This is a genomic window from Caulobacter endophyticus (assembly GCF_003116815.1).
In the GTDB taxonomy this organism is placed as follows: Bacteria; Pseudomonadota; Alphaproteobacteria; order Caulobacterales; family Caulobacteraceae; genus Caulobacter; species Caulobacter endophyticus.
In genome coordinates, this window is the sequence record NZ_QDKQ01000023.1 from 113,981 (window position 1) to 133,901 (window position 19,921).

At 68.1% G+C, this 19,921-nt stretch carries 15 protein-coding genes and 2 pseudogenes; 6 read left to right on the top strand and 11 right to left on the bottom strand.

What is annotated here, in order from left to right:
* Window positions 1–116: 116 nt before the first annotated feature.
* Both DDF67_RS04665 and DDF67_RS04670 read right to left on the bottom strand, forming a co-directional pair.
* A complete protein-coding gene (locus tag DDF67_RS04665; RefSeq protein WP_109099762.1) occupies window positions 117–1,613 on the bottom strand; it encodes a CoA-acylating methylmalonate-semialdehyde dehydrogenase in 1,497 nt (498 codons plus the stop codon).
* 77 nt (window positions 1,614–1,690) lie between these two features.
* The gene (locus DDF67_RS04670; RefSeq protein ID WP_109099763.1) at window positions 1,691–2,215 is read right to left on the bottom strand and encodes a flavin reductase family protein; all 525 of its coding nucleotides are present in this window, start codon (window positions 2,213–2,215) and stop codon (window positions 1,691–1,693) included.
* Window positions 2,216–2,416: 201 nt separating this feature from the next.
* Between DDF67_RS04670 and DDF67_RS04675 the strand changes: the two genes are divergently transcribed.
* Window positions 2,417–3,451 (top strand): DUF4238 domain-containing protein, encoded by a 1,035-nt coding sequence (locus tag DDF67_RS04675; protein ID WP_109099764.1) that lies wholly within the window; start codon window positions 2,417–2,419, stop codon window positions 3,449–3,451.
* 34 nt (window positions 3,452–3,485) lie between these two features.
* Here the strand turns inward: DDF67_RS04675 and DDF67_RS04680 are convergent.
* The 7 genes and pseudogenes from DDF67_RS04680 to DDF67_RS04710 form a co-directional block, all read right to left on the bottom strand.
* A pseudogene (locus DDF67_RS04680) lies at window positions 3,486–4,498 on the bottom strand (hypothetical protein).
* 347 nt (window positions 4,499–4,845) lie between these two features.
* Window positions 4,846–5,334, bottom strand: a pseudogene (locus tag DDF67_RS26375) (glycosyltransferase family 2 protein); the annotation flags it as partial.
* On the bottom strand, window positions 5,334–6,473 hold the full coding sequence (locus tag DDF67_RS04690; protein WP_109099767.1) for a GNAT family N-acetyltransferase: 1,140 nt from the start codon (window positions 6,471–6,473) through the stop codon (window positions 5,334–5,336). The gene DDF67_RS04690 and the pseudogene DDF67_RS26375, both read right to left, overlap by 1 nt.
* Before the next feature lie 104 nt (window positions 6,474–6,577).
* Entirely contained in the window at window positions 6,578–7,075 is a 498-nt protein-coding gene (locus tag DDF67_RS04695; RefSeq protein ID WP_109099768.1) for a GAF domain-containing protein, read from the bottom strand.
* Window positions 7,076–7,125: 50 nt separating this feature from the next.
* Window positions 7,126–9,453 (bottom strand): methyl-accepting chemotaxis protein, encoded by a 2,328-nt coding sequence (locus tag DDF67_RS04700; protein WP_109099769.1) that lies wholly within the window; start codon window positions 9,451–9,453, stop codon window positions 7,126–7,128.
* Between the two features lie 237 nt (window positions 9,454–9,690).
* The gene (gene mfd, locus DDF67_RS04705; protein ID WP_109099770.1) at window positions 9,691–13,155 is read right to left on the bottom strand and encodes a transcription-repair coupling factor; all 3,465 of its coding nucleotides are present in this window, start codon (window positions 13,153–13,155) and stop codon (window positions 9,691–9,693) included.
* Window positions 13,156–13,223: 68 nt separating this feature from the next.
* The gene (locus tag DDF67_RS04710) at window positions 13,224–13,517 is read right to left on the bottom strand and encodes an FAD assembly factor SdhE (protein ID WP_109099771.1); all 294 of its coding nucleotides are present in this window, start codon (window positions 13,515–13,517) and stop codon (window positions 13,224–13,226) included.
* Between the two features lie 89 nt (window positions 13,518–13,606).
* Here DDF67_RS04710 and DDF67_RS04715 point away from each other — a divergent pair, with 89 nt between their 5' ends.
* The 5 genes from DDF67_RS04715 (at window position 13,607) to mazG (ending at window position 19,116) form a co-directional block, all read left to right on the top strand.
* Window positions 13,607–15,067 carry a cobyric acid synthase gene (locus DDF67_RS04715; protein WP_109099772.1) on the top strand — a complete coding sequence of 487 codons (1,461 nt, stop codon included), beginning with the start codon at window positions 13,607–13,609 and terminating at the stop codon, window positions 15,065–15,067.
* A gap of 72 nt (window positions 15,068–15,139) precedes the next feature.
* Entirely contained in the window at window positions 15,140–16,315 is a 1,176-nt protein-coding gene (nhaA, locus tag DDF67_RS04720; RefSeq protein WP_109099773.1) for a Na+/H+ antiporter NhaA, read from the top strand.
* A 122-nt stretch (window positions 16,316–16,437) separates the two neighbouring features.
* Complete coding sequence (locus DDF67_RS04725) at window positions 16,438–16,848, top strand: hypothetical protein (RefSeq protein WP_233247541.1); 411 nt, start codon at window positions 16,438–16,440, stop codon at window positions 16,846–16,848.
* A gap of 86 nt (window positions 16,849–16,934) precedes the next feature.
* Window positions 16,935–18,332: an MFS transporter gene (locus DDF67_RS04730; RefSeq protein ID WP_109099774.1), complete on the top strand. Its 1,398-nt coding sequence runs from the start codon at window positions 16,935–16,937 to the stop codon at window positions 18,330–18,332.
* Window positions 18,286–19,116, top strand: a complete 831-nt coding sequence (gene mazG, locus DDF67_RS04735) for a nucleoside triphosphate pyrophosphohydrolase (RefSeq protein WP_109099775.1) — start codon at window positions 18,286–18,288, stop codon at window positions 19,114–19,116. Before DDF67_RS04730 ends, mazG begins: the two co-directional genes overlap by 47 nt.
* A 42-nt stretch (window positions 19,117–19,158) precedes the next feature.
* On the opposite strand, the gene DDF67_RS04740 is transcribed toward mazG, so the two are convergent.
* Both DDF67_RS04740 and DDF67_RS04745 read right to left on the bottom strand, forming a co-directional pair.
* The gene (locus DDF67_RS04740; RefSeq protein ID WP_109099776.1) at window positions 19,159–19,554 is read right to left on the bottom strand and encodes a HesB/IscA family protein; all 396 of its coding nucleotides are present in this window, start codon (window positions 19,552–19,554) and stop codon (window positions 19,159–19,161) included.
* Between the two features lie 14 nt (window positions 19,555–19,568).
* Window positions 19,569–19,919 carry an SUF system Fe-S cluster assembly protein gene (locus DDF67_RS04745; protein ID WP_109099777.1) on the bottom strand — a complete coding sequence of 117 codons (351 nt, stop codon included), beginning with the start codon at window positions 19,917–19,919 and terminating at the stop codon, window positions 19,569–19,571.
* Window positions 19,920–19,921 lie beyond the last annotated feature (2 nt).

Genomic DNA, 19,921 nt, shown 5'->3' on the forward strand with positions numbered 1-19,921 from the left:
GGCGGCCGGCGGGTTCGTGGGCGAGCTCAAGTCACGCGGATTTTTGCCTGAGTTAAGCTGGCGAGGAGCCGGTGGCGACGGTTCGACGGGTCTGCCGCATCGTCGCCGCCCTGTCCTTACTTCATCGTCGGGATGACGAAGGCGCTGTCCTCCACATCGCCCTCCGGCCAGCGGGCCGTGACCGTCTTGACCTTGGTGTAGAACTTCACGCCTTCGACGCCGTGCTGGTTGGTGTCGCCGAACGCGCTGCGCTTCCAGCCGCCGAAGGTGTGATAGGCCACCGGCACGGGGATCGGCACGTTGATTCCGACCATGCCCACGTTCACACGGGCGGCGAACTCGCGGGCGGCGCGGCCGTTGCGGGTGAAGATGGCCACGCCGTTGCCGTACTGGTGCTCGGACGGCAGGGCGATCGCCTCCTCGAAGCTTTCGGCGCGGACCATCTGCAGGACGGGACCGAAGATCTCTTCCTGGTAGGTCTTCATGTCCTTGGTGACGCCGTCGAACAGCGACGGGCCGATGAAGAAGCCCTTCTCGAAGCCCTGCAGGTGGAACTCGCGGCCGTCGACCACCAGTTCGGCGCCCTCGGCGACCCCGATCTGGATGTAGTCGGCGATCTTGGCGCGGTGCTGGGCGCTGACCACGGGGCCGTAGTGGGCGGCCGCGTCCGTGGAGACGCCGACCTTCAGGGTGTCGATCTCGGCGACCAGGCGTTCGCGCAGCTCGTCGCCGGTCTTCTTGCCGACCGGAACGACGACCGGCAGGGCCATGCAGCGCTCGCCCGCCGAGCCGAAGGCCGCGCCCGACAGGTCCTTGACCACCTGGTCGAGATCGGCGTCTGGCAGGACGATGCCGTGGTTCTTGGCGCCGCCCATGGCCTGGACGCGCTTACCGTGCGCCGTGCCGGTCTGGTAGACGTAATGGGCGATATCGGAACTGCCCACGAAACTGACCGCGCGGATCAGCGGATGGGTCAGGATGGCGTCGACGGCGCTCTTGTCGCCATGGATCACGTTGAGCACGCCCTCGGGCGCGCCGGCCTCCATCATCAGCTCGGCCAGCTTCACCGGAACCGTCGGATCCTTCTCCGACGGCTTGAGGATGAAGGTGTTGCCGACCGCGATGGCGATGCCGAACATCCACATCGGGATCATGGCCGGGAAGTTGAACGGGGTGATGCCGGCGACCACGCCCAGCGGTTGGCGCATCGAATAGACGTCGATGCCGGGGCCTGCGCCCTCGGTATATTCGCCCTTCAGGATGTGCGGAATTCCACAGGCGAATTCAATGACTTCCAAGCCGCGCTGAATGTCGCCCCTGCTGTCGGCGATGACCTTGCCGTGCTCGGACGAAAGGATCTCGGCCAGGCTCGCCATGTCGCGCTCGATCAGGCGCTTGAACTCGAACATCACCCGGGCGCGGCGCTGGGGATTTGTCGCCGCCCAGCCGATCTGCGCCTTGGCGGCGGCCTGCACGGCGGCGTCGATCTCGCCGTCGGTGGCGAACTGGACGCGGGCCTGGACTTCGCCGGTGTTGGGATTGAAGACGTCGCCGAAGCGCCCCGAGGCGCCATTGAAGGCTTGGCCGTTCACGAAATGGGCGATATCTCGCATGATGCGCTCCCTAACGCTGTTTTTCGGCGTCATTAGCATCCGATAAACGGCGCGTATCGTGGAAAATCTTCCCCGCCCTACTCAGCGTCGACGTGCACCCGGCGGAACCGGCCCTGCAGGTAGACCAGGGGCTCGTGGTCGGGGTCGTAGCGCAGCTTGACCACCCGCCCGACATAGACCCGGTGGTCGCCGGCGTCGAAGACGTGGTGGGTCTCGCATTCGAAATTGGCCATGCAACCAGGCAGGATCGGCACGCCGGTGCGCCAGGTCTCGGTCTCGACGCCGGCGAAGCGGTCGGTGCCCTTCTGCACGAACTGGCGCGCCAGGGCCTGGTGGTCGGCGTGCAGCACGTTGACGGCGAAGCGGCCGGCCGCGTCCAGCGCCGGCAGGCTCGACGACTTCAGGTCGACGCAGACCAGAGCGAGCGGCGGGTCCAGCGACACCGAGGTGAACGAGTTGGCGGTCAGGCCCACGCGGCGGCCGTCCTCGCCCAGCGTGGTGACGACGGTGACCCCCGTGGTGAAGCACCCGAAAGCATTGCGCAGGGCGCGGGCGTCGTGCGCGCCGCCCTCCCCCAGTTCGATCGTGACCGCCTGACTCATCGTGTCCAAGCTGTGGGGCAAACCGGCCGCGCGGGCAAGGCGGGATGGTGTGCGGTGTGGGTCGCGGCTCGTCCGCCAGATCGCAATGAAGTTTTTGCTTACTTATCAGACAGGGCTGGTGCGGCGCTTTTCGCTGAGTTTGAGCCAAATGGATTGCTAGACGCTGCGGCACGCCAACCCTAACAATGTTAGCCTCGAGCTATGCCAGACACGAAATCAGCGACCCAGCCGCGCCGCCACCACTATGTGCCGCGCTTCATCCTCAAAGGGTTCGCCGTCGAACGGAAGCGAGGTCGCTTTCAAACTCAGGTCTTTGACAAACACTCCGGCCGCACGTTCGCCGCATCAATTAATGACGTTATGGTGGAGGGAGACTTCAACGCATTGGAAACGCCCGGAGGGCTGTTGTCGATTGAGGCGTATATCAGTGAGATTGAATCCAAGGCTGCGCCGTTGATCGAGCGTGTCGTGGAAACCGGTTCTCTAGCACAGCTCAGCGAGGCTGATCGCCTAACTCTAGCCACCTTCGCAGCACTTCAGTTCATTCGCGGTACCGGACCTCGCGCCATGGCGGTCGCCGCCGCCGAAGCAGTGAACGCGCGGATCGGCGCGACCACATCCGACGCGGCCTCGGACATTAGGCCTGACGATGGCAAGCGGTTTGGAATATTGTCAATTGCCACTGAGCTGGCGGAATATGCCGGGCATTTCGCTACAAAAGATCTAGTACTTTTCCGCGCCCCAATCGAAAAGCAATTTATTCTGGGCGACAATCCTGTCACCTTAGAAAACCTAGAACCGAGCGATTTTTTCGGCAATCTTGGCCTTACTTGTGTTGGCATTCAAATCGGCCTGCCCATTTCCAACCGCTTTCAGCTGAACTTCTGGTGCCCAACCATTTTAGCTAAAGCGCGTGCGGACCGCGACGAAGTGATGTCCAGGATACGTGCGATTAATGCGATGGCGATGTTGTCGCCGAACGGCCTCTCCGACGCAGGGCGAGCGCTTTTAGAAGTACTCCAGAAAGCAATGGAAGCCGTCACTCCACTTCTTGAGGCTTACGACAGTGGGATGCCTATTGACCTTAAGGAAGCCAACGTCGTTCGCGCAAACTCGCTTCAAATATCGTACGCCGAGCGCTACATCGCCAGCGCTGCGGGTGATTTTTCACTTGCCGTCGAAATGATCAGCACTGCCCCCGAATACCGGCGCGGTAGGCGAATGAGTGTTAGTTGACGCGCTTTTCCCGCTCCCGTGGGTCGTCGCCCCGCTAAGCCTGCTCCACCAGCACCCCCGGCCGCCCGGCGTCCAGGCCGAAGGTCACCGGTAGATGCCGCACGTGCGGGGTCTGCAGGTTCAGGGCCTTGGCGCCGCGGGCGACGGCCAGCTTGCCCAGGGCCGTCGGGCCGAAGCCAGCCTGCACCTTGGGATTGGCGCCCAGGCGCCGGCGCAGCACGCCGTTGGCGTAGATGACGTTGGCGCGCATCAGGGCCGGCGGGGTCATGAATTCGATCGAGATCGAGACGTTCAGCATCGGGCCGTTCTCGATCCGGTGCGGGGCGTTCTGCTTCCAGGTGACCATGGTCCCGGGCGTCATCTCGACGGCCTGGGCGCCGGCGTCCCAGGCGGGGTCGAAGGCGAACTGTTCGGCGGTCTCGCGCAGGACGATCTTCTCCAGCGCCAGGTCGCCCACATAGGGGTCGGCCACCGGATAGACCCAGACCTTCTTGACGCCGCGGACCTGCCACAGCGACACGAGCGGCACGTCGAGATGGTAGAAGACCTGGGCGTTGGCGCTGCTGATCAGCATGCCCAGGTCGCGCTTGAAGGTCTTCAGGCCCGGAACCTGCGCCTCCTTCTCGGCGAAGATCTCGTCGCACAGGGCGGCGTATTCGGGGACGTGGTCGTTGGTGTGGCGCAGGTTCAGCCAGATGCGGCCGGCCTTGGCGGCCTCCAGCAACTGGTCGCCCGACAGGTTTCCCGCCGAGCCCTTGCGCCAAGTGGTCCAGGCCTTGGGATCCTCGCCCATGGTGAAGACGCCCAGGAGCTCGCGCGGATAGCGGTCGAGCAGGCGCGCCAGGCCTTCGTCGTCGAACATCGGCCGCTCGTGCAGCCCGTGCTTGAAAACGAGGTTCTCCTTGCCGAAGGCCTTTGCCTTCTCGGGGGTCCAGTCGTGGATGATGGTCATGACGCCAGCCTCACGCCGAGTGTCCGTAGAAATGGATCTTGAAGGGACCCCACCAGAGGGTCTTGCCGAGGCCCCGGGCGGCGCGGTCCAGCCATTCGGCGCGGTCGCCGGCGCGGGTCAGCCACTTGAAGCCGGCCACGGCCCCGAACAGGGCGGCCTGGACGACGCCGACGGCCATCCAGCGGGCCACGCCCACCCGGTCGGGCGGTACGGCGGCGGCGCAGTGGGCCGAGGGGCCCTGGCCGTAGGCGAAGGCGCGGCGGATCGTGTAGTCGAGGGTCAGGCGGTCGGGCACGGGATCCTCCCAGACCCAGGCCGCCGGCTCCCAGGCGAAGACCGCGCCGGCGGCCCGCATGTGGCCAAACAGCATGTCGTCCTCGCCGCCGATATGGTTGCGCTCGGCCGCGAAGGGGGCGACGGGGTCGGGCAGGCTCGCGCGCTTCAGCAGGCTGTCGCCGCAGCCGTAATAGTGATCGATCACCCCGGCCTGCCCGGGGCCGATGCGCGAGAAGAACCGCTCCAGATAGTCGCGATGGCTGGTCACGGCCTCCGGCGCGCGGGCGCGCACCGGGCCGAACACCACGTCGGCGGCGTAAGCCTGCTGGGCGGCCAGCAGCGCGGCCAACCACCCCGTCGGCGCTTCTTCGTCGTCGTCGAGGAAGGCGACGAACTCACCGGACGCCTTGGCCATGCCGGCGTTGCGGGCGTTGGCCACCCCGGCGCGGGGCTCGTGGACGTAGTGGACGGGGAACGGCGCCTCGGCGGCGAGGGTCTGGGCCACATCGCGCGCGGACGGGACCTGATCGTTGTCGACGATCACGAGTTCCAGTTCGGAATGATCCACCCCGGTCTGGGCCAGCACCGAGCGGGCCGCGACGGCCAGGCCGCCGAGCCGACGCTGGGTCGGGATCATGATCGTCACGCTGGCCATCAGACCTCCATCGTCGCGTTTCGGCGCTTGCCCTGGGCGGCGACGGCGTCGACCAGGCCCTTCACCCGGCCGCCCATGGTCAGCTCGGTGCTGGCGATGATGTCCATGCGCCGGCGCAGGCGCGCAACCGGTCCTTCGCCGTTGGCCCCGGCCAGGGCCCAGACGCCCTCGACCGATCCCGCCACCCGGCCGGCCATGCTGGCGGCCGTGGCCGCCCCATCGGCGATCAGGGTCTGGGACAGGCCATAGGAGTGCTTGTAGTGGTCAGCGCCGGGCCCCAGGTCGTAGCGGGTCAGGCCCAGCCCCGGCATGGCGGCGATGGCGCGCAGAAAGAAGATCTGCCCCGGTGACCAGGCCGCGAAGGCCGTATTGGTCGAGGCGATCCATGGGTGGTAGATCGGCCCCTGGCGAATGCCGAAGTGCCCCGCCACCAGTTGGTCGCCAGCATAGAGGTTGATCATCAGGCCGCTGAAATCGCCCTCGCGCTGCTCGAACAGCGTCTGGAACAGATCGCGGGTCCATTGCGGACGCAGGAAGTCGTGCACGCCGGTGCGCGCGATCTGCTCGCGCTTCCAGGCGATCAACTGGTCGAATGCGTCCTGGCTGTCGTCGCCGGCCTTCAGCACCACCTGGCCCATCTCGCGGTCGAGCTTGTTGTCGAGGCGGCGGTAGTTCTTGATCTTCTTTGGACTGCCGGCCCGGACAGCCTCCAGATAGGCCGCTGCGTCGCCCTGCGTGTCGATGACATAGGCCGGCGTGGCCGGCTCAGCCTGGAAGGCGTTGGCGGGATCAACGAGGCCGGTGTAGCGGAACACGGCCAGATCGGCGGCGCGCAGCACCTGGGCCGCGTCGATCACGACGCCCGGCTTGGCGACCAGGCCGTGATAGTCCGACAGCGGCGCGCCGATGGGACGGGCCACGCCGCCGGGACGCCGATGGTGAGCCAGGAAGCCGATCGTCTCGCCGCCGCGACGAATCACCGCGACCCGCGCGTCCTCGCGCACCTTGCCGACGGCCAGGGCGAAGTCCGGACCCAGCAACGGGCTGGCCAGGACCGGATCGGCCTTCGCGAACGCTTGCCACAGGGCGATGTCCGCGGGGGCCAGTTCGGCGGGGTGCAGGGTCTCGACGTCCAACATGTCCACCTCTGTCCTAAACCGGCTCGGTTAGGGAATGATGGAAATGCTCGCTGCAATCGAGAGGCCAGGCTGAGGTCACGTTCAGCCTGGCGGACACCGGGCCGCTAGGCGGCGAAAGTTGCGCCCAGGATACGTTCCAGCCAGGCTTGATCGACCTCGTCGAAAGCCGCCGGACGGTCGGAATCGACGTCGAACACCGCCAGCAGGCGGCCTTCTGCGTCGAACACCGGCACCACCACCTCGCTGGCAGAGCGGCTGTCGCAGGCGATGTGGCCCGGGAAGGCGTGCACATCCGGCACAAGCTGGGTCTGGCCGGTGGCGGCCGCCGCGCCACAGACGCCGCGGCCGAACGGAATGCGCAGGCAGCCGAGCGTGCCCTGGTACGGACCGACGACCAGTTCGCGCTCCTTGGCCGGATCGACGACGTAGAAGCCGGTCCAGAAGTAGTGGTCGAAGCTGTTGGCCAGCATCGAGGCCACGGTCGCCATGCGGGCGGTCAGGTTGGCCTCGCCGTCGAGGACGGAGGCGATCTCCTCGGCGACCTCGGCATATCGGGCGGCCTTGTCGGCGGAGAGGGTCTTGTCGTTGAAAGCTTCAGCCATGAGCGCGGATATAGCGCGCCCATGGCCGAATGCGAGAGGCAAAGCCGGGCCTAGAATTCCTCCCAGTCGCCCGGACGCGACTGCGGAGCGATCTTCAAGGCGTTGCTTCCCTGGACGTAGCGCTCGCGGAAGGCCTCGCGACGCGGGGCGGCGGGCTGGCGCGGCGCCTGGCGGGGATGCAGCTCGCGAATCTCGGCGCCGACCTGGAAGCGGCCGATCAGGCGCTCCAGCTCGCTCGCCTCGGTCGAGAGCGCGTGGGCGGCGGCGGTCGATTGCTCGACCATGGCCGCGTTCTGCTGGGTCACCTGATCCATCTGGTTGACGGCGGTGTTGACCTCGGCGAGGCCGACCGACTGCTCCTTGGCCGAGGACGCGATCTCGCCGACCAGGGCGTTGATCTCGGAAACCTGCTCCATGATCTGCTGCAGGGTTTCGCCGGTCTCGCCGACCAGGCGAACGCCCTTGCCGACCTCGTCGGTGGAGGCGCGGATCAGGCCCTTGATCTCCTTGGCGGCGTCGGCGCTGCGCTGGGCCAGCGCCCGCACTTCCTGGGCGACGACGGCGAAGCCCCGGCCCGCGTCTCCGGCCCGAGCGGCTTCGACGCCGGCGTTCAGCGCCAGAAGATTGGTCTGGAAGGCGATCTCGTCGATGACCCCGATGATCTGGGTGATCGACTGCGACGACTTCTCGATGCCGCCCATGGCCTGTACGGCCTCGGTCACGACCTTGCCGCTCTTCTCGGCGTTGGCCTTGGCGCTTTCGGTCAGCAGACGGGCGCGCTCGGCGCCTTCCGAGCTCTTCCTCACCGTGGCGGTGATCTGGTCGAGGGCGGCGGCGGTCTGCTCCAGGCCCGCGGCCTGGCGCTCGGTGCGCTGGGCCAGGTCGTCGGAGGCGTGGCTGATCTCGGCGCAGCCGGCGCGGATGCTCTGGGCGGCCGACAGGATGCCGGCCATGGTCTGCTGCAGGCTCTCGACGGCGGCGTTGAAGTCGCGCGGCATCTTGCGGGCCTCGCCCGAGAAGCCGTCCTCGCGCATGCGCCAGATCAGATCACCGTCGGCCAGCTTCTCCATGCCCTGACCCAGCGTGGCGACGGCGGCGGCCTGGGCCTTGGCGAAGGCTTCGGCTTCGTCGGCGTGGCGCTGGCGGTCGGCTTCGGCGGCGGCGCGCTCGGCCTCCTGCTCGGCGCGACGGCGCTGGCCGTCGGCCAGGTCGTGGCGGAAACCGTCGAGGGCGCGGGCGATGGCGCCGATCTCGTCGCCGCCGGTCACGCCGGGCACCGGCTGGTCGTAGCGGCCGGCGCTCAGCGCGTCGACCGACTGGGTCAGGCCCGACAGCGGACGGCGAACCAGGCTGGCGCTGGCCAGGAAGAGGGCCAGCAGCACCGCGCCGGTGATCGCCATGCCGCCGATGAACAGGATCATGGCCAGGCGATCGGCCGGGCCGGTGATGGCCGAGCGCGGCACGTCCATGACCAGCGCCCAGGTGGTGTTGAGTTCGGGCATGGCGATGGGGCGGACCATCCGCTCCATCTCCTCGTCGCCGACCTTGACGCCTTCGAAGATCGCGGGCTCGCCGCCGCTCAGCACGGCCTTGACCTTGTCGGCGCCCGCGTCGGCATAGGCGGTGGTGCGCAGGTCGGCGTTCGGGTGAGCCACCCACTTGCCGGTCGAGGACAGCAGCATCACGCGGCCACCGCCCAGGGGCTGCATCTTTTCCAGGCGCTGCGAGACGCCGTCCAGCGACAGGTCGACGCCCTCGGCGCCGAGGAACTGGCCGTTGGTCAGCACCGGATAGACGACCGAGGTCATCAGCTGCGTCTTGCCGGCCACGGTATAGGGATAGGGCTCGAGGATCGCGGCCTTACGGGTGTCGCGCGGGACCGTGTAGTAGGGCTGGCTGTATTCGTTGCCTTCGCTCAGGGGCTCGAAGATCACCTTGCCGTCGCTATGCACCCAGTAGGGGGTGAAGTTGCCCTGGGCGGTCGAGCCCATGGTGGTCTGGCCGACGAACTCGGCGTCCTTGCCGTCCAGCGCATCGGGAGCGGCCATGAACCAGGCGCCCATGACGATCGGCGTGGCGTCAGCCTGCGGGCGCAGCATCTCGATGTAGGCGCGGCGATCGCGCACGCCGGCGATGTGCGCCGCGGCGATCGAGCCGGCGGTGGCGCGCGAGGTGGCCTCGACCTTGCCGATCTCGGTGCGGATCTGCTCGATGGCGTCGTCGGCCACGGCGTCGGCGTAGTTGTGCGTAAGGCCCGCGACGATGCTGGAGGTGTGCATCGACACCGCCACGGCGGCGGCGATCAGCAGAAGACCGATGGCCAGCCCCGCCACCGTCACCAGCTTCCACGCGATGGTCAGCCGACCGAACGCCTTCATAAGAGAATCTCCGCAGCCCGAGCCGTTAACCTCGTTTGTGGCTGGCGATTCCTAATCAGCTGTTAACCGTAGTTAAGCTGCGACAATCTGGCGCCTCAGATCCTCCCCCTGAAGGGGGAGGTGGCCCGAAGGGCCGGAGGGGGAAGTCACTACTCAGGTTAGTTCAATCGCTGACACCGCGGTCCCTTCCCCCTCAGTCGCTCCGCGACAGCTCCCCCTTCAGGGGGAGCATCTTCCCTACCCCTTCGCCAGCTTCACAAGTTGCGTCAGGATCTTCTCGGCAGCGTCGAGCCGCTGCGCCGGCGTGTCCCATTCGCCCTTTACGACGACCTTCTGGTCGGGGCGAGCCTTCCAGATCAGGCTGTTCTTGCCGATGAACTGCATCAGCGGCAGCGGGTTGGCGAACTCATCGTTGCGGAAGCTCAGCACCGCGCCCTTGGGGCCGACGTCGATCTTGGCGACATTGGCCTCGCGGCACATGCCCTTGATGCCGACGACCTTGAGCAGGCTGTCGGTCTCGGGCGGCAGCGGGCCGAAGCGGTCGATCATCTCGGCGGCCAGAGCCTCGCGATCAGCGGCCTTCTCGGCTTCCGACAGGCGGCGATAGAGCGACAGGCGCACGTTCAGGTCGGGCACGTAGTCGTCGGGGATCATCACGGCGGCGCCGGTGTTGATCTGCGGCGACCAGGCGCGGTCCTCCAGCAGGGCCTCGGCGCCCTGGCGCTCGCGCAGGGCCGCCACGGCGTCTTCCAGCATCTGCTGGTATAGCTCGACGCCGATCTCCTTGATGTGGCCGCTCTGCTCGTCGCCGAGCAGGTTGCCGCCGCCGCGGATATCCAGGTCGTGGCTGGCCAGTTGGAAGCCGGCGCCCAGGCTGTCGAGCGACTGCAGCACCTTCAGGCGCTTTTCGGCCGACTGGGTGATCTGTTTTTCGGCGGGCGTGGTCAGATAGGCGTATGCGCGGGCCTTGGAGCGGCCGACCCGTCCCCGGATCTGGTACAGCTGGGCCAGGCCGAACATGTCGGCGCGGTGCACCACCAGGGTGTTGGCCGAGGGGATATCAAGCCCGCTCTCGACGATCGTCGTCGCCAGAAGCACGTCGTACTGGCCCTCGTAGAAGGCGGTCATCACCTCCTCGAGCTGGGTGGCGCTCATCTGGCCGTGACCGACGACGTACTTGATCTCCGGCACCTGGGTGCGGAGGAATTTCTCGATGTCCTCCAGGTCCTTCAGGCGCGGCACGACGTAATAGGCCTGGCCGCCGCGATACTTCTCGCGCAGCAGGGCCTCGCGCACGGTAACGGCGTCGAAGGGCGTGATGTAGGTGCGCACCGCCAGGCGATCGACCGGCGGGGTGGCGATGATCGACATCTCCCGGATGCCCGACAGCGCCATCTGCAGGGTGCGCGGAATGGGCGTGGCGGTCAGGGTCAGCATATGCACGTCGGCGCGAAGCTCTTTCAGCTTTTCCTTGTGCTTGACCCCGAAGTGCTGCTCCTCGTCGACGATCACGAGGCCCAGGTCCTTGAAGGCGACCTGCTTGGACAGCACCGCGTGGGTTCCGACTACGATCTCCAGCTGGCCGTTGGCCAGGCCCTCGCGGGTGTCGGCGGCTTCCTTGCCGGTGACCAGGCGCGACAGGCGGGTGACCTTCACCGGCCAGCCCTGGAAGCGTTCCTTGAAGGTCTTGTAGTGCTGGCGGGCCAGCAGCGTGGTCGGGCAGACGACCGCCACCTGCTTGCCGCTCATGGCCACCACAAAGGCCGCCCGGAGGGCCACTTCGGTCTTGCCGAAGCCGACGTCGCCGCAGATCAGGCGATCCATCGGCTTGCCCGACGACAGGTCTTCCAGCACGTCGTGAATGGCGTTGAGCTGGTCGTCCGTCTCTTCGTACGGGAAGCGGGCGCAGAACTCGTCGAACACGCCCGACGGCGGATCGGTCTCTTCCACCGACTTCAGCGAGCGGGCGGCGGCGATCTGGATCAGGCCCTCGGCCATGACCCGCAGGCGCTCCTTCGCCTTGGCCTTGCGGCCCTGCCAGGCCGCGCCGCCCAGCTTGTCGAGCTGCACGTTCTCGCCGTCGGCGCCGTAGCGGGTGAGCAGGTCGATGTTCTCGACCGGCAGGTAGAGCTTGGCCTCGCCGCCGTACATCAGGTCGAGGCAGTCGTGCGGCGCCCCCTGCACGTCGAGGGTCTTCAGCCCCTCGTAGCGGCCGATCCCGTGGTCGATGTGGACGACGAGGTCACCGGGCGTCAGGGCGCTGGCTTCGGCGAGGAAATTGGCGGCGCGGCGCTTCTTGCGCGGGCGGGCCAGGCGGTCGCCCAGGATGTCGGTCTCTGAGATGACGGCCAGGCTGTCGGTCTCGAAGCCGGCGTCCAGCGGCAGCACGACCCGCTGGGGAACCTTGGGATCATTGGCCTTGGCCGCCTGCCAGTAGCCGGCATAGGGAATCTTCTTCAGGCCGTGGTCGGCCAGCATCGTGCCCAGGCGCTCGGACGAGCCTTCCGACCACGAGGCGAAGAGGACGCGTTTCCCCTCCCCGGCCAGCTTCTTGGCGTGGTCGGCGGTGGCCTCGAACAGGTTGACGCTGTCCTGGGCGCGCTCGGCGGCGAAGGTGCGGCCGTGCTTGGCCCCAAGATCGACGACGTCCAGGCCCTGCGGCTGGAACGGCGTGAACAGGCGGTGCGGGCGGTCGGACACCGCATCGTCCCACTCCTTGGCGGTCAGGTAGAGGGCGTGCGGCTCCAGCGGGCGATAGGCCGACTTGCGGTCGGCGGCGGCGCGGGCGTCGTAGGCGTCGGCGATCATCGCCAGGCGCTCGTCGCGGGCCTCCGCGGCCTGGTGGTCTACGCCGACCAGGCCGCCGGGCGACAGGTAGTCGAAGATGGTCGCCATCCGCTCGTAGAACAGCGGCAGCCAGTGCTCCATGCCGGCGCGGCGGCCGCCGTCGCTGACCGCGGCGTACAGCGCATCATCGCCCGGCGCGCCGAACAGGCGCACGTAGGAGCCACGGAAGCGGGAGACCGCGTCGGCGTCCAGCAGGGCCTCACTGACCGGCAGCAGTTCGATCGACTTCAACTGCTTGGTCGAGCGCTGGGTCTCCGGATCGAAGGCGCGGATGCTTTCCAGCGTGTCGCCGAACAGGTCCAGGCGCACGGGCTCTTCCGAAGCCGGCGGATAGACGTCGATGACGCCGCCACGAATGGCGAACTCGCCGCGCTCGGAGACGGTGGAGGCGCGGACATAGCCGTTGACGGCGAAATAGCGCTCCAGGTCCTTGATATCGACCGACTGGCCGACCTTGGCGCCGTAGCTGGCGCGCAGCAGGACGTCCTTGGTCGGCACGCGCTGCAGCAAGGCCGGCGCGGCGACGACCAGCATGGCCGGCTTGGTCTGCCCCAGGCCATTGGCCAGCCGGTGCAGGGTGCACATGCGGGTGGCCGCCACCCCGGCCGAGGGGCCGATGCGGTCATAGGGCAGGCAATCCCACGAGGGCAGAAGCACCGCCTCGATCTCGGGGGCGAAGAACTTCAGGGCGTCGACGAAGGCGCTGGCCCGGGCGGTGTCGCGGGCGACGAAGGCCGTCAGCCCGCCCCGGGCGCGGGCGATGTCGGCCATCACCAGGGCGTCGAAGCCCTCGGGCGCGCCGGCCAGGGTCAGGCCGCCGGCGGCCTTGGCGATCTGTTTGGCGTCGTAGGCCATGCTGCTCTTCAACTGTTGGCGGGGAACAACCCGCCGGAATGCAAAGGGTTCAGGCGCCGACGAAGACCTTACGCGCCGTCGCCGGGCGGCCGCGAGGCGTGGGCCTCGAAGCGGAACTTGCGGATCATCGCCATGATCTCGGTTTCGAACGCCTCGGGCGTGGCCTCCTGGCCCACGATCCAGGCGTAGATCTCGCGATCGGACTGTTCGAGCAGGGTTTCCAGCACGTCGAGCTGGTCGGGGGTCAGGCTCGGCCCATGCGTTTCCGCGAACGGCCCCAGAATGAGGTCCGCTTCACGAAAGCCGCGGTGCCAGGCCCGAAACTTCAGCCGCCGGAGGCGGGCGTCGTGATCGATGGTCATGCGGCCGCCGATATAGAGCGCGCCGAGCCCGCGCGCCAGCGTCGCGGCGTCGATTGACCGAACCTGCTGACGCCTTTAGGCGCGGGGGCATGGCTTCCTTGATGATCCAGGGCTGCGGCTCCGACGTCGGCAAATCGACCCTTGTCGCGGGGCTATGCCGGCTGTTTTCCAATCAAGGCCTGGTCGTGCGGCCGTTCAAGCCGCAGAACATGTCCAATAACGCCGCCGTCACCGCCGACGGCGGCGAGATCGGCCGGGCCCAGGCGCTGCAGGCGGTCGCCTGCCGCACGCCTGCCAGCGTCCATATGAACCCGGTGCTGCTGAAGCCGCAGAGCGACGTCGGCGCCCAGGTGGTGGTCCAGGGCCGGGTGGTCGGCAATTACAAGGCCCGCGCGTTCCAGGGACTGAAGCCGGACCTGCTGGCCACCACGCTGGACAGCTATCGCCAGCTCGCCGCCGAGGCCGATCTGGTTCTGGTCGAAGGCGCGGGCAGCCCCGCCGAGACCAATCTGCGCGCTGGCGACATCGCCAACATGGGCTTCGCCCACGCCGCCGACGTTCCGGTGACCCTGGTGGGCGACATCGACCGGGGCCATGTGATCGCCGCCCTGGCCGGGGCGCACCTCGTCCTGGACGAGGCCGACAGGGCGCGGATCAAGGGCTTCATCATCAACAAGTTCCGGGGCGATCCGGCGCTGTTCGACAATGGGCGCACGGATATCTTCCACCGAACCGGCTGGAGCGACCTGGGCATGGTTCCATGGCTGCCGCCGGTGCGCTTCCTGCCGGCCGAGGACGCCGTGGTGCTGGAGCGGCCGCTCGCGGCCTCGCAAGGCCGGCGGGCCAGGGTGGTCGTGCCGATGCTTTCGCGGATCGCCAATTTCGACGACTTCGATCCCCTGCGGGCCGATCCGGCGGTCGATCTCGAATTCCTGCCGCCCGGCGGCGTGCTGCCCACCGATACGGACCTGGTGATCCTGCCCGGGACCAAGGCGACCCTGGCGGACCTGGCCTTCCTGCGCACTCAGGGCTGGGACGTCGACATTCTGGCGCATGCCCGCCGAGGCGGCCGAGTGCTGGGCGTCTGCGGCGGCTACCAGATGATGGGCCGCACGGTGAGTGATCCTGAAGGGGTCGAGGGTACGCCGGGCTCGGCGCCGGGCCTTGGCCTGCTGGACGTCGAGACCGTGCTGGCCGGCGACAAGACGGTGCGGCCGGTGACGGGGCGCCTGGCGAGCGGCGCGGCCTTCGAGGGCTACGAGATCCATGTCGGTCGCACGAGCGGGCCCGGAACCGGTCGGCCGCTGCTGACTATCGACGGCCATGGCCCGGACGGCGCGGTTTCGGCCGACGGCCGGATCGCCGGGGCTTATGTCCATGGCTTGTTCGACAAGGCCTCGGCGCGAGCCGCCCTCCTCGCTCCGCTTGGCGTGGCGAGCGACGGCCAGGACCAATCGGCGCGGGTGGACGCGGCGCTGGACGAGATCGCCGAAATCCTGGAGCGCTCGCTGGATATCGCCGCCATCGCCCGCATCGCCGGACTGCCCTGATCCGGTTTTCCTGGCCCAAGGCTTCGCCAGCGGCCAAAATCGCCGCCTGACGAATCCCGACCAGGAGCCTCCATGCCGGCGCGCGCCGTATCCGCCCTGAGCGATTTCCTGCGCAGCGAGTCCGCCGGCGGCGTGCTGTTGATGATCGCGGCGGCCGCGGCCTTGCTGGTGGCCAACTCGCCGCTGGCGTCCGGCTATTTCCACGCCCTGCACGCCTATCTCGGCCCATTGTCGGTCGAGCACTGGGTCAATGACGGCCTGATGGCGGTGTTCTTCCTGCTCGTCGGCCTGGAGATCAAGCGCGAGGTCGTGGGCGGCGAGCTGTCGACCTGGCCGCGCCGCGCCCTGCCCGGCTTCGCCGCGCTTGGCGGCATGATCGCGCCGGCGCTGGTCTATCTCGTCATGGCCCGCGACGCGCCGGACGTCCGCGCCGGCTGGGCCATCCCGGCCGCCACCGACATCGCCTTCGCCCTGGGAGTGCTGTCGCTTCTGGGACCGCGCGTGCCGGGCGCTCTGAAGATCTTCCTGGCCGCCCTGGCGATCATCGACGACTTGGGCGCCATCCTGATCATCGCCTTCTTCTACACCGACCACCTGACCCTGTGGGCGCTGGGCGGCGCGGCCGGCGTCCTGGCGGTGCTGGTCGCGCTGAACAGGCTGAAGGTCGCCACGCTATGGCCTTACCTGCTGCTGGGAGCCGTGCTGTGGTTCCTGTTCCTGAAGTCGGGCGTCCACGCCACCCTGGCCGGGGTGCTGCTGGCCATGACCATTCCGCTCGACGCCTCGCGCGGCGGGCATTCGCCGCTACACCGGCTGGAGCACGGCCTCAACCCGTGGGTGGCCTATCTGATCGTGCCGGTGTTCGGCTTCGCCAACGCCGGCGTGGCCCTGGGCGGGCTCGACGCCTCGGCCCTGACGGCGCCCGCCACGCTGGGCGCCGCACTGGGCCTCTTTCTCGGCAAGCAGGCCGGCGTGATGACGTTCAGCGCCGGCGCCATCGCCCTTGGCCTGGCGCGCCGGCCGACCGGCGTGACCTGGACTCAGGTCTATGGCGTGGCCGTGCTGTGCGGGGTCGGCTTCACCATGAGCCTGTTCATCAACAACCTGGCCTTCCAGGACGCCCTGCTGCGCGAGGAGACCAAGATCGGCGTACTGGCCGGTTCTGTGGCCTCGGCCCTGCTGGCCTGGCTGATCTTCGCGCTTTCGCATCGCAAGACTGGCGCAACGGCCGGTACGGGTCCAAACTAGAGCGAACAGTTCAATCAGGAGCGCTGGCCCTGCTGCGTTTCGCCTTCTTCGCCGCCGCCGCGGCCTCCCTCCTGCCGGCGAGCGCCGCCCAGGCCGACACGCCCGCCGTCTCGCAGGTCGAGGTGATCATCGGCCCCGACCTCGCCGCCAAGGTCGACAAGCTGGGCCAGCGCGAGTTCGACTACCTGGCGCGCGACCTCAAGCGGACCGTCGAACGTCGGCTGAAGCGATCCGGCGGATTGACCGCCTCGGGCGGCCGCCTGCGGCTGGTGATCGACGACGCCGTGCCCAACCGCCCCACGCCCCTGCAGCTGACCAGCAAGCCCGGCCTGTCGATGGAAAGCTTCGGCAACGGCGGGGCGCGGATCTCGGGCGAGTACGTGTCGGCCGACGGCGCCAGCACGCCGATCCGCTATCGCTGGTACGAGACCGACGTCTGGCAGGCCCAGTACGCGGCCACCTGGAGCGACGCCAGCCTCGCCTTCGACCAACTGGCCCGCCGCATCAAGGACGGCCAGTTCGTCAAGGACTGAACGGCGGTCGCTTGCCAGAACCCTCGACGCAGCGTCTGATCGCCGTTCAGTAAAAGGAGCGGCAGACGCTCCTCGGGGAGTGGAACATGGCCGCCGAGCCGCGACGATCCAACGCCGTCCTGGCGGCCTACGCCTCGCCGACCCTGCCGCTGGCCGGGCTTGGCCTGCCGCTCGTGGTCTATCTGCCCGAATACTATGTCAGCGAGCTTGGCCTCTCGCTGTCGGTGGTCGGCATGGCCTTCCTGCTGGTGCGGCTGGCCGACATCATCCTGGACCCGATCCTGGGCGGCCTGATGGACCGCACCCGCAGCAAGTGGGGCCGTTTCCGCCCATGGCTGGCCGCCAGCGTGCCGCTGCTGATGGCCGCGTCCTACGCGCTGTTCATGGCCAAGCCCGGCATCGGCCCGGTGTTCCTGTGGGCATGGCTGATCGTCGTCTACATCGGCTTCTCGATGGCGGTGCTGGCCCAGACGGCCTGGGGAGCGGTGCTGTCGCCCGACTACCAGCAGAGATCGCGCATCTACGGCTTCTGGAGCGCCGGCAACGTGGTCGGCATGATCCTGGTGCTGCTGCTGCCGCCTTTGGTGGCCTTCGCCTTCAAGGGCGACCACGCCGCCGGCGTGCAGGCCATGGGCTGGTTCATCATCGTGCTGATGCCGCTGACCGCCCTGCTGGCCGGCGTCGTCGTGGGCGAGCCGGCCGCGCCGGCCCAGCGCCACGAAGCGGGCCTCAAGCAGTATCTGGGCCTTCTGAAGAGCCCGACGGTCCAGAAGCTGCTGGCGGCCGACCTGCTGATGGGCTTGGCGCCCGGCATCGGCGGGGCGCTGTTCTTCTTCTTCTTCGAGCGCATCAAGGGCATCCCCAAGGATCAGGCGGGCATCCTGCTGCTGGTCTATTTCGTCGCCGCCCTGGCCGGCGCGCCGCTGTGGCCGTGGATCGCCAAGACCATGGGCAAGCACACCTCGCTGGCGATCGCCGGGATCATGTACGCGGTGTTCCAGGTCGCCGCGGTGATCACCCCCAACGGCGTCAACGCCTATGGCGTCGCGGTGCTGGTGCTGGCCGGCCTGCCCTATTCGGCGGCCCCGCTGCTGGTGCGCTCGATGATGGCCGACATCGGCGACGAGGAGCGGCTGAACACGGGCGTCGACCGCACCGGCCTGCTCTACGCCATCGTCAACGGCACGGTGAAGCTGGGCTTCGCCCTGGCCATCGGCGTCTTCCTGGTGCTGGAAAAGCTGGGCTTCGACCCGAAGATCCCCAGCGCCCAAGGCGACACCGCCCTGATCGTGCTCTACACGGCGGTCCCGGCCGCGCTGGGCGTGCTGGTCTCGGTCATCATCGTGCGCTATCCGCTGGACGCCAAGCGCCACGCCGAGATCCGCGCCCAACTGGACGCGCGCGACGCGGCCGAAGCCAACGCCCAGACGAGCCCGCATGACCGCCTCCCCGACCCCAGCCCCGCGCCCTCTGCAGCCCAGTGAGGAGCATCCGCTCTTCACCCTCGTCGAGATCATGGCTCGCCTGCGCGATCCGCGGGACGGCTGTCCGTGGGACATCGAGCAGACCTTCGCCACGATCGCCCCCTACACGATCGAGGAGGCCTACGAGGTCGCCGACGCCATCGAGCGGAACGACCTTTCGGACCTGAAGGAGGAGTTGGGCGACCTGCTGCTGCAGGTCGTGTTCCATTCGCGGATGGCGCAGGAGCAAGGCGCGTTCAGCCTGGCCGACGTGGCCCAGTCGATCTCCGACAAGATGATCCGCCGGCATCCGCACGTCTTCGGCGACCACGCCTATGACGATCTGGCCGACCAGAAGGCCGGCTGGGAAGAGCTGAAGGCCCAGGAGCGCAAGGCCAAGAAGAAGGGCGGCGTGCTGGACGACGTGCCGGCGGGCCTGCCCGCCCTGACCCGCGCCGTGAAGCTGACCAAGCGGGCCGCGCGCGTCGGCTTCGACTGGCCCTCGACCGATGAGGTCCTGGCCAAGCTGGCCGAAGAAGTGGCCGAGCTGCAGGTCGAGATCGACGCCGGCGACCAGGCCAAGGCCCGCGAGGAGCTGGGCGACATCCTTTTCGTCTGCGCCAACCTGGCCCGCAAGCTCGACGTCGAGCCCGAGGACGCCCTGCGCGCCACCAACGCCAAGTTCGCCCGCCGCTTCGCCTTCATCGAGGCCGAGCTGGCCAAGGACGGCCGCACGCCCGACCAGTCCGACCTGGCCGAGATGGACGCCCTGTGGGACGCAGCCAAGGCTGCCGAAAGGAAGTAGTCAGGTGAGGCGGCTGGAGCGCGTACTGGCGCGCTCCAGATCCTAATCGTCCAGAGCCTCGGGGGCCGGCTGGATGGTCACGCTCTCGCCGCAGCCGCAGGCGTCGGTTTCATTCGGGTTATGGAACACGAACTTCGACGACAGCTTGGTGATCTCGTAGTCGATTTCGGTGCCGATCAGGAACAGCACGGCCTTCGGCTCGATCAGGATGGTGACGCCCTTGTCCTCGACGACCTCGTCGATGGGGCCCTTTTCCTTGGCGTATCCGAAGACGTATTCCTGGCCCGCGCAGCCGCCGTTCTTCACGCCCACGCGCAGGCCCGCATAGGGCTGGTCCGCGCGATCCATGATCTCCTTCACGCGCGCGGCGGCGGCGTCGGTCAGGGTGACGACCTTGGGACGCGGGCGGCGCGGACGGGGGCTGACGGCGGCTTCCATGGCGGGCTCCTGCCTTAGAACATGTTCAGCTGCAGCTTGGCCTCGTCGCTCATGCGCGAGGAGTCCCACGGCGGGTCGAAGGTCAGGTCGACATTGCACGACCGGATGCCCTCGATCTCCATGACCGCATCCTTGACCCAGCCCGGCATGTCGCCGGCCACCGGGCAACCCGGCGCGGTCAGGGTCATGTCGATGGCCACGTCCTTCTCGTCGCTGACGTCGACCTTGTAGATCAGGCCGAGCTCATAGATGTCGACCGGGATTTCAGGGTCGTACACCGTCTTCAGCTTCTCGATCAGCTGGTCGGTCAGGCGGTTCAGCTCGTCCTGGGACAGGGCCGTCGCGGCGGGGGCTTGGTCGGTCATCG

What these genes read in the sequence shown, in the direction of transcription:
- nhaA (WP_109099773.1), top strand. Translation starts at nt 15,140, where the DNA reads ATGCCGGCGCGCGCCGTATCCGCCCTGAGCGATTTCCTGCGCAGCGAG.
- DDF67_RS04675 (WP_109099764.1), top strand. Translation starts at nt 2,417, where the DNA reads ATGCCAGACACGAAATCAGCGACCCAGCCGCGCCGCCACCACTATGTG.
- DDF67_RS04740 (WP_109099776.1), bottom strand. Translation starts at nt 19,554, where the DNA reads ATGGAAGCCGCCGTCAGCCCCCGTCCGCGCCGCCCGCGTCCCAAGGTC.
- mazG (WP_109099775.1), top strand. Translation starts at nt 18,286, where the DNA reads ATGACCGCCTCCCCGACCCCAGCCCCGCGCCCTCTGCAGCCCAGTGAG.
- mfd (WP_109099770.1), bottom strand. Translation starts at nt 13,155, where the DNA reads ATGGCCTACGACGCCAAACAGATCGCCAAGGCCGCCGGCGGCCTGACC.
- DDF67_RS04730 (WP_109099774.1), top strand. Translation starts at nt 16,935, where the DNA reads ATGGCCGCCGAGCCGCGACGATCCAACGCCGTCCTGGCGGCCTACGCC.
- DDF67_RS04715 (WP_109099772.1), top strand. Translation starts at nt 13,607, where the DNA reads ATGGCTTCCTTGATGATCCAGGGCTGCGGCTCCGACGTCGGCAAATCG.
- DDF67_RS04695 (WP_109099768.1), bottom strand. Translation starts at nt 7,075, where the DNA reads ATGGCTGAAGCTTTCAACGACAAGACCCTCTCCGCCGACAAGGCCGCC.
- DDF67_RS04710 (WP_109099771.1), bottom strand. Translation starts at nt 13,517, where the DNA reads ATGACCATCGATCACGACGCCCGCCTCCGGCGGCTGAAGTTTCGGGCC.
- DDF67_RS04745 (WP_109099777.1), bottom strand. Translation starts at nt 19,919, where the DNA reads ATGACCGACCAAGCCCCCGCCGCGACGGCCCTGTCCCAGGACGAGCTG.
- DDF67_RS04690 (WP_109099767.1), bottom strand. Translation starts at nt 6,473, where the DNA reads ATGTTGGACGTCGAGACCCTGCACCCCGCCGAACTGGCCCCCGCGGAC.
- DDF67_RS04700 (WP_109099769.1), bottom strand. Translation starts at nt 9,453, where the DNA reads ATGAAGGCGTTCGGTCGGCTGACCATCGCGTGGAAGCTGGTGACGGTG.
- DDF67_RS04665 (WP_109099762.1), bottom strand. Translation starts at nt 1,613, where the DNA reads ATGCGAGATATCGCCCATTTCGTGAACGGCCAAGCCTTCAATGGCGCC.
- DDF67_RS04670 (WP_109099763.1), bottom strand. Translation starts at nt 2,215, where the DNA reads ATGAGTCAGGCGGTCACGATCGAACTGGGGGAGGGCGGCGCGCACGAC.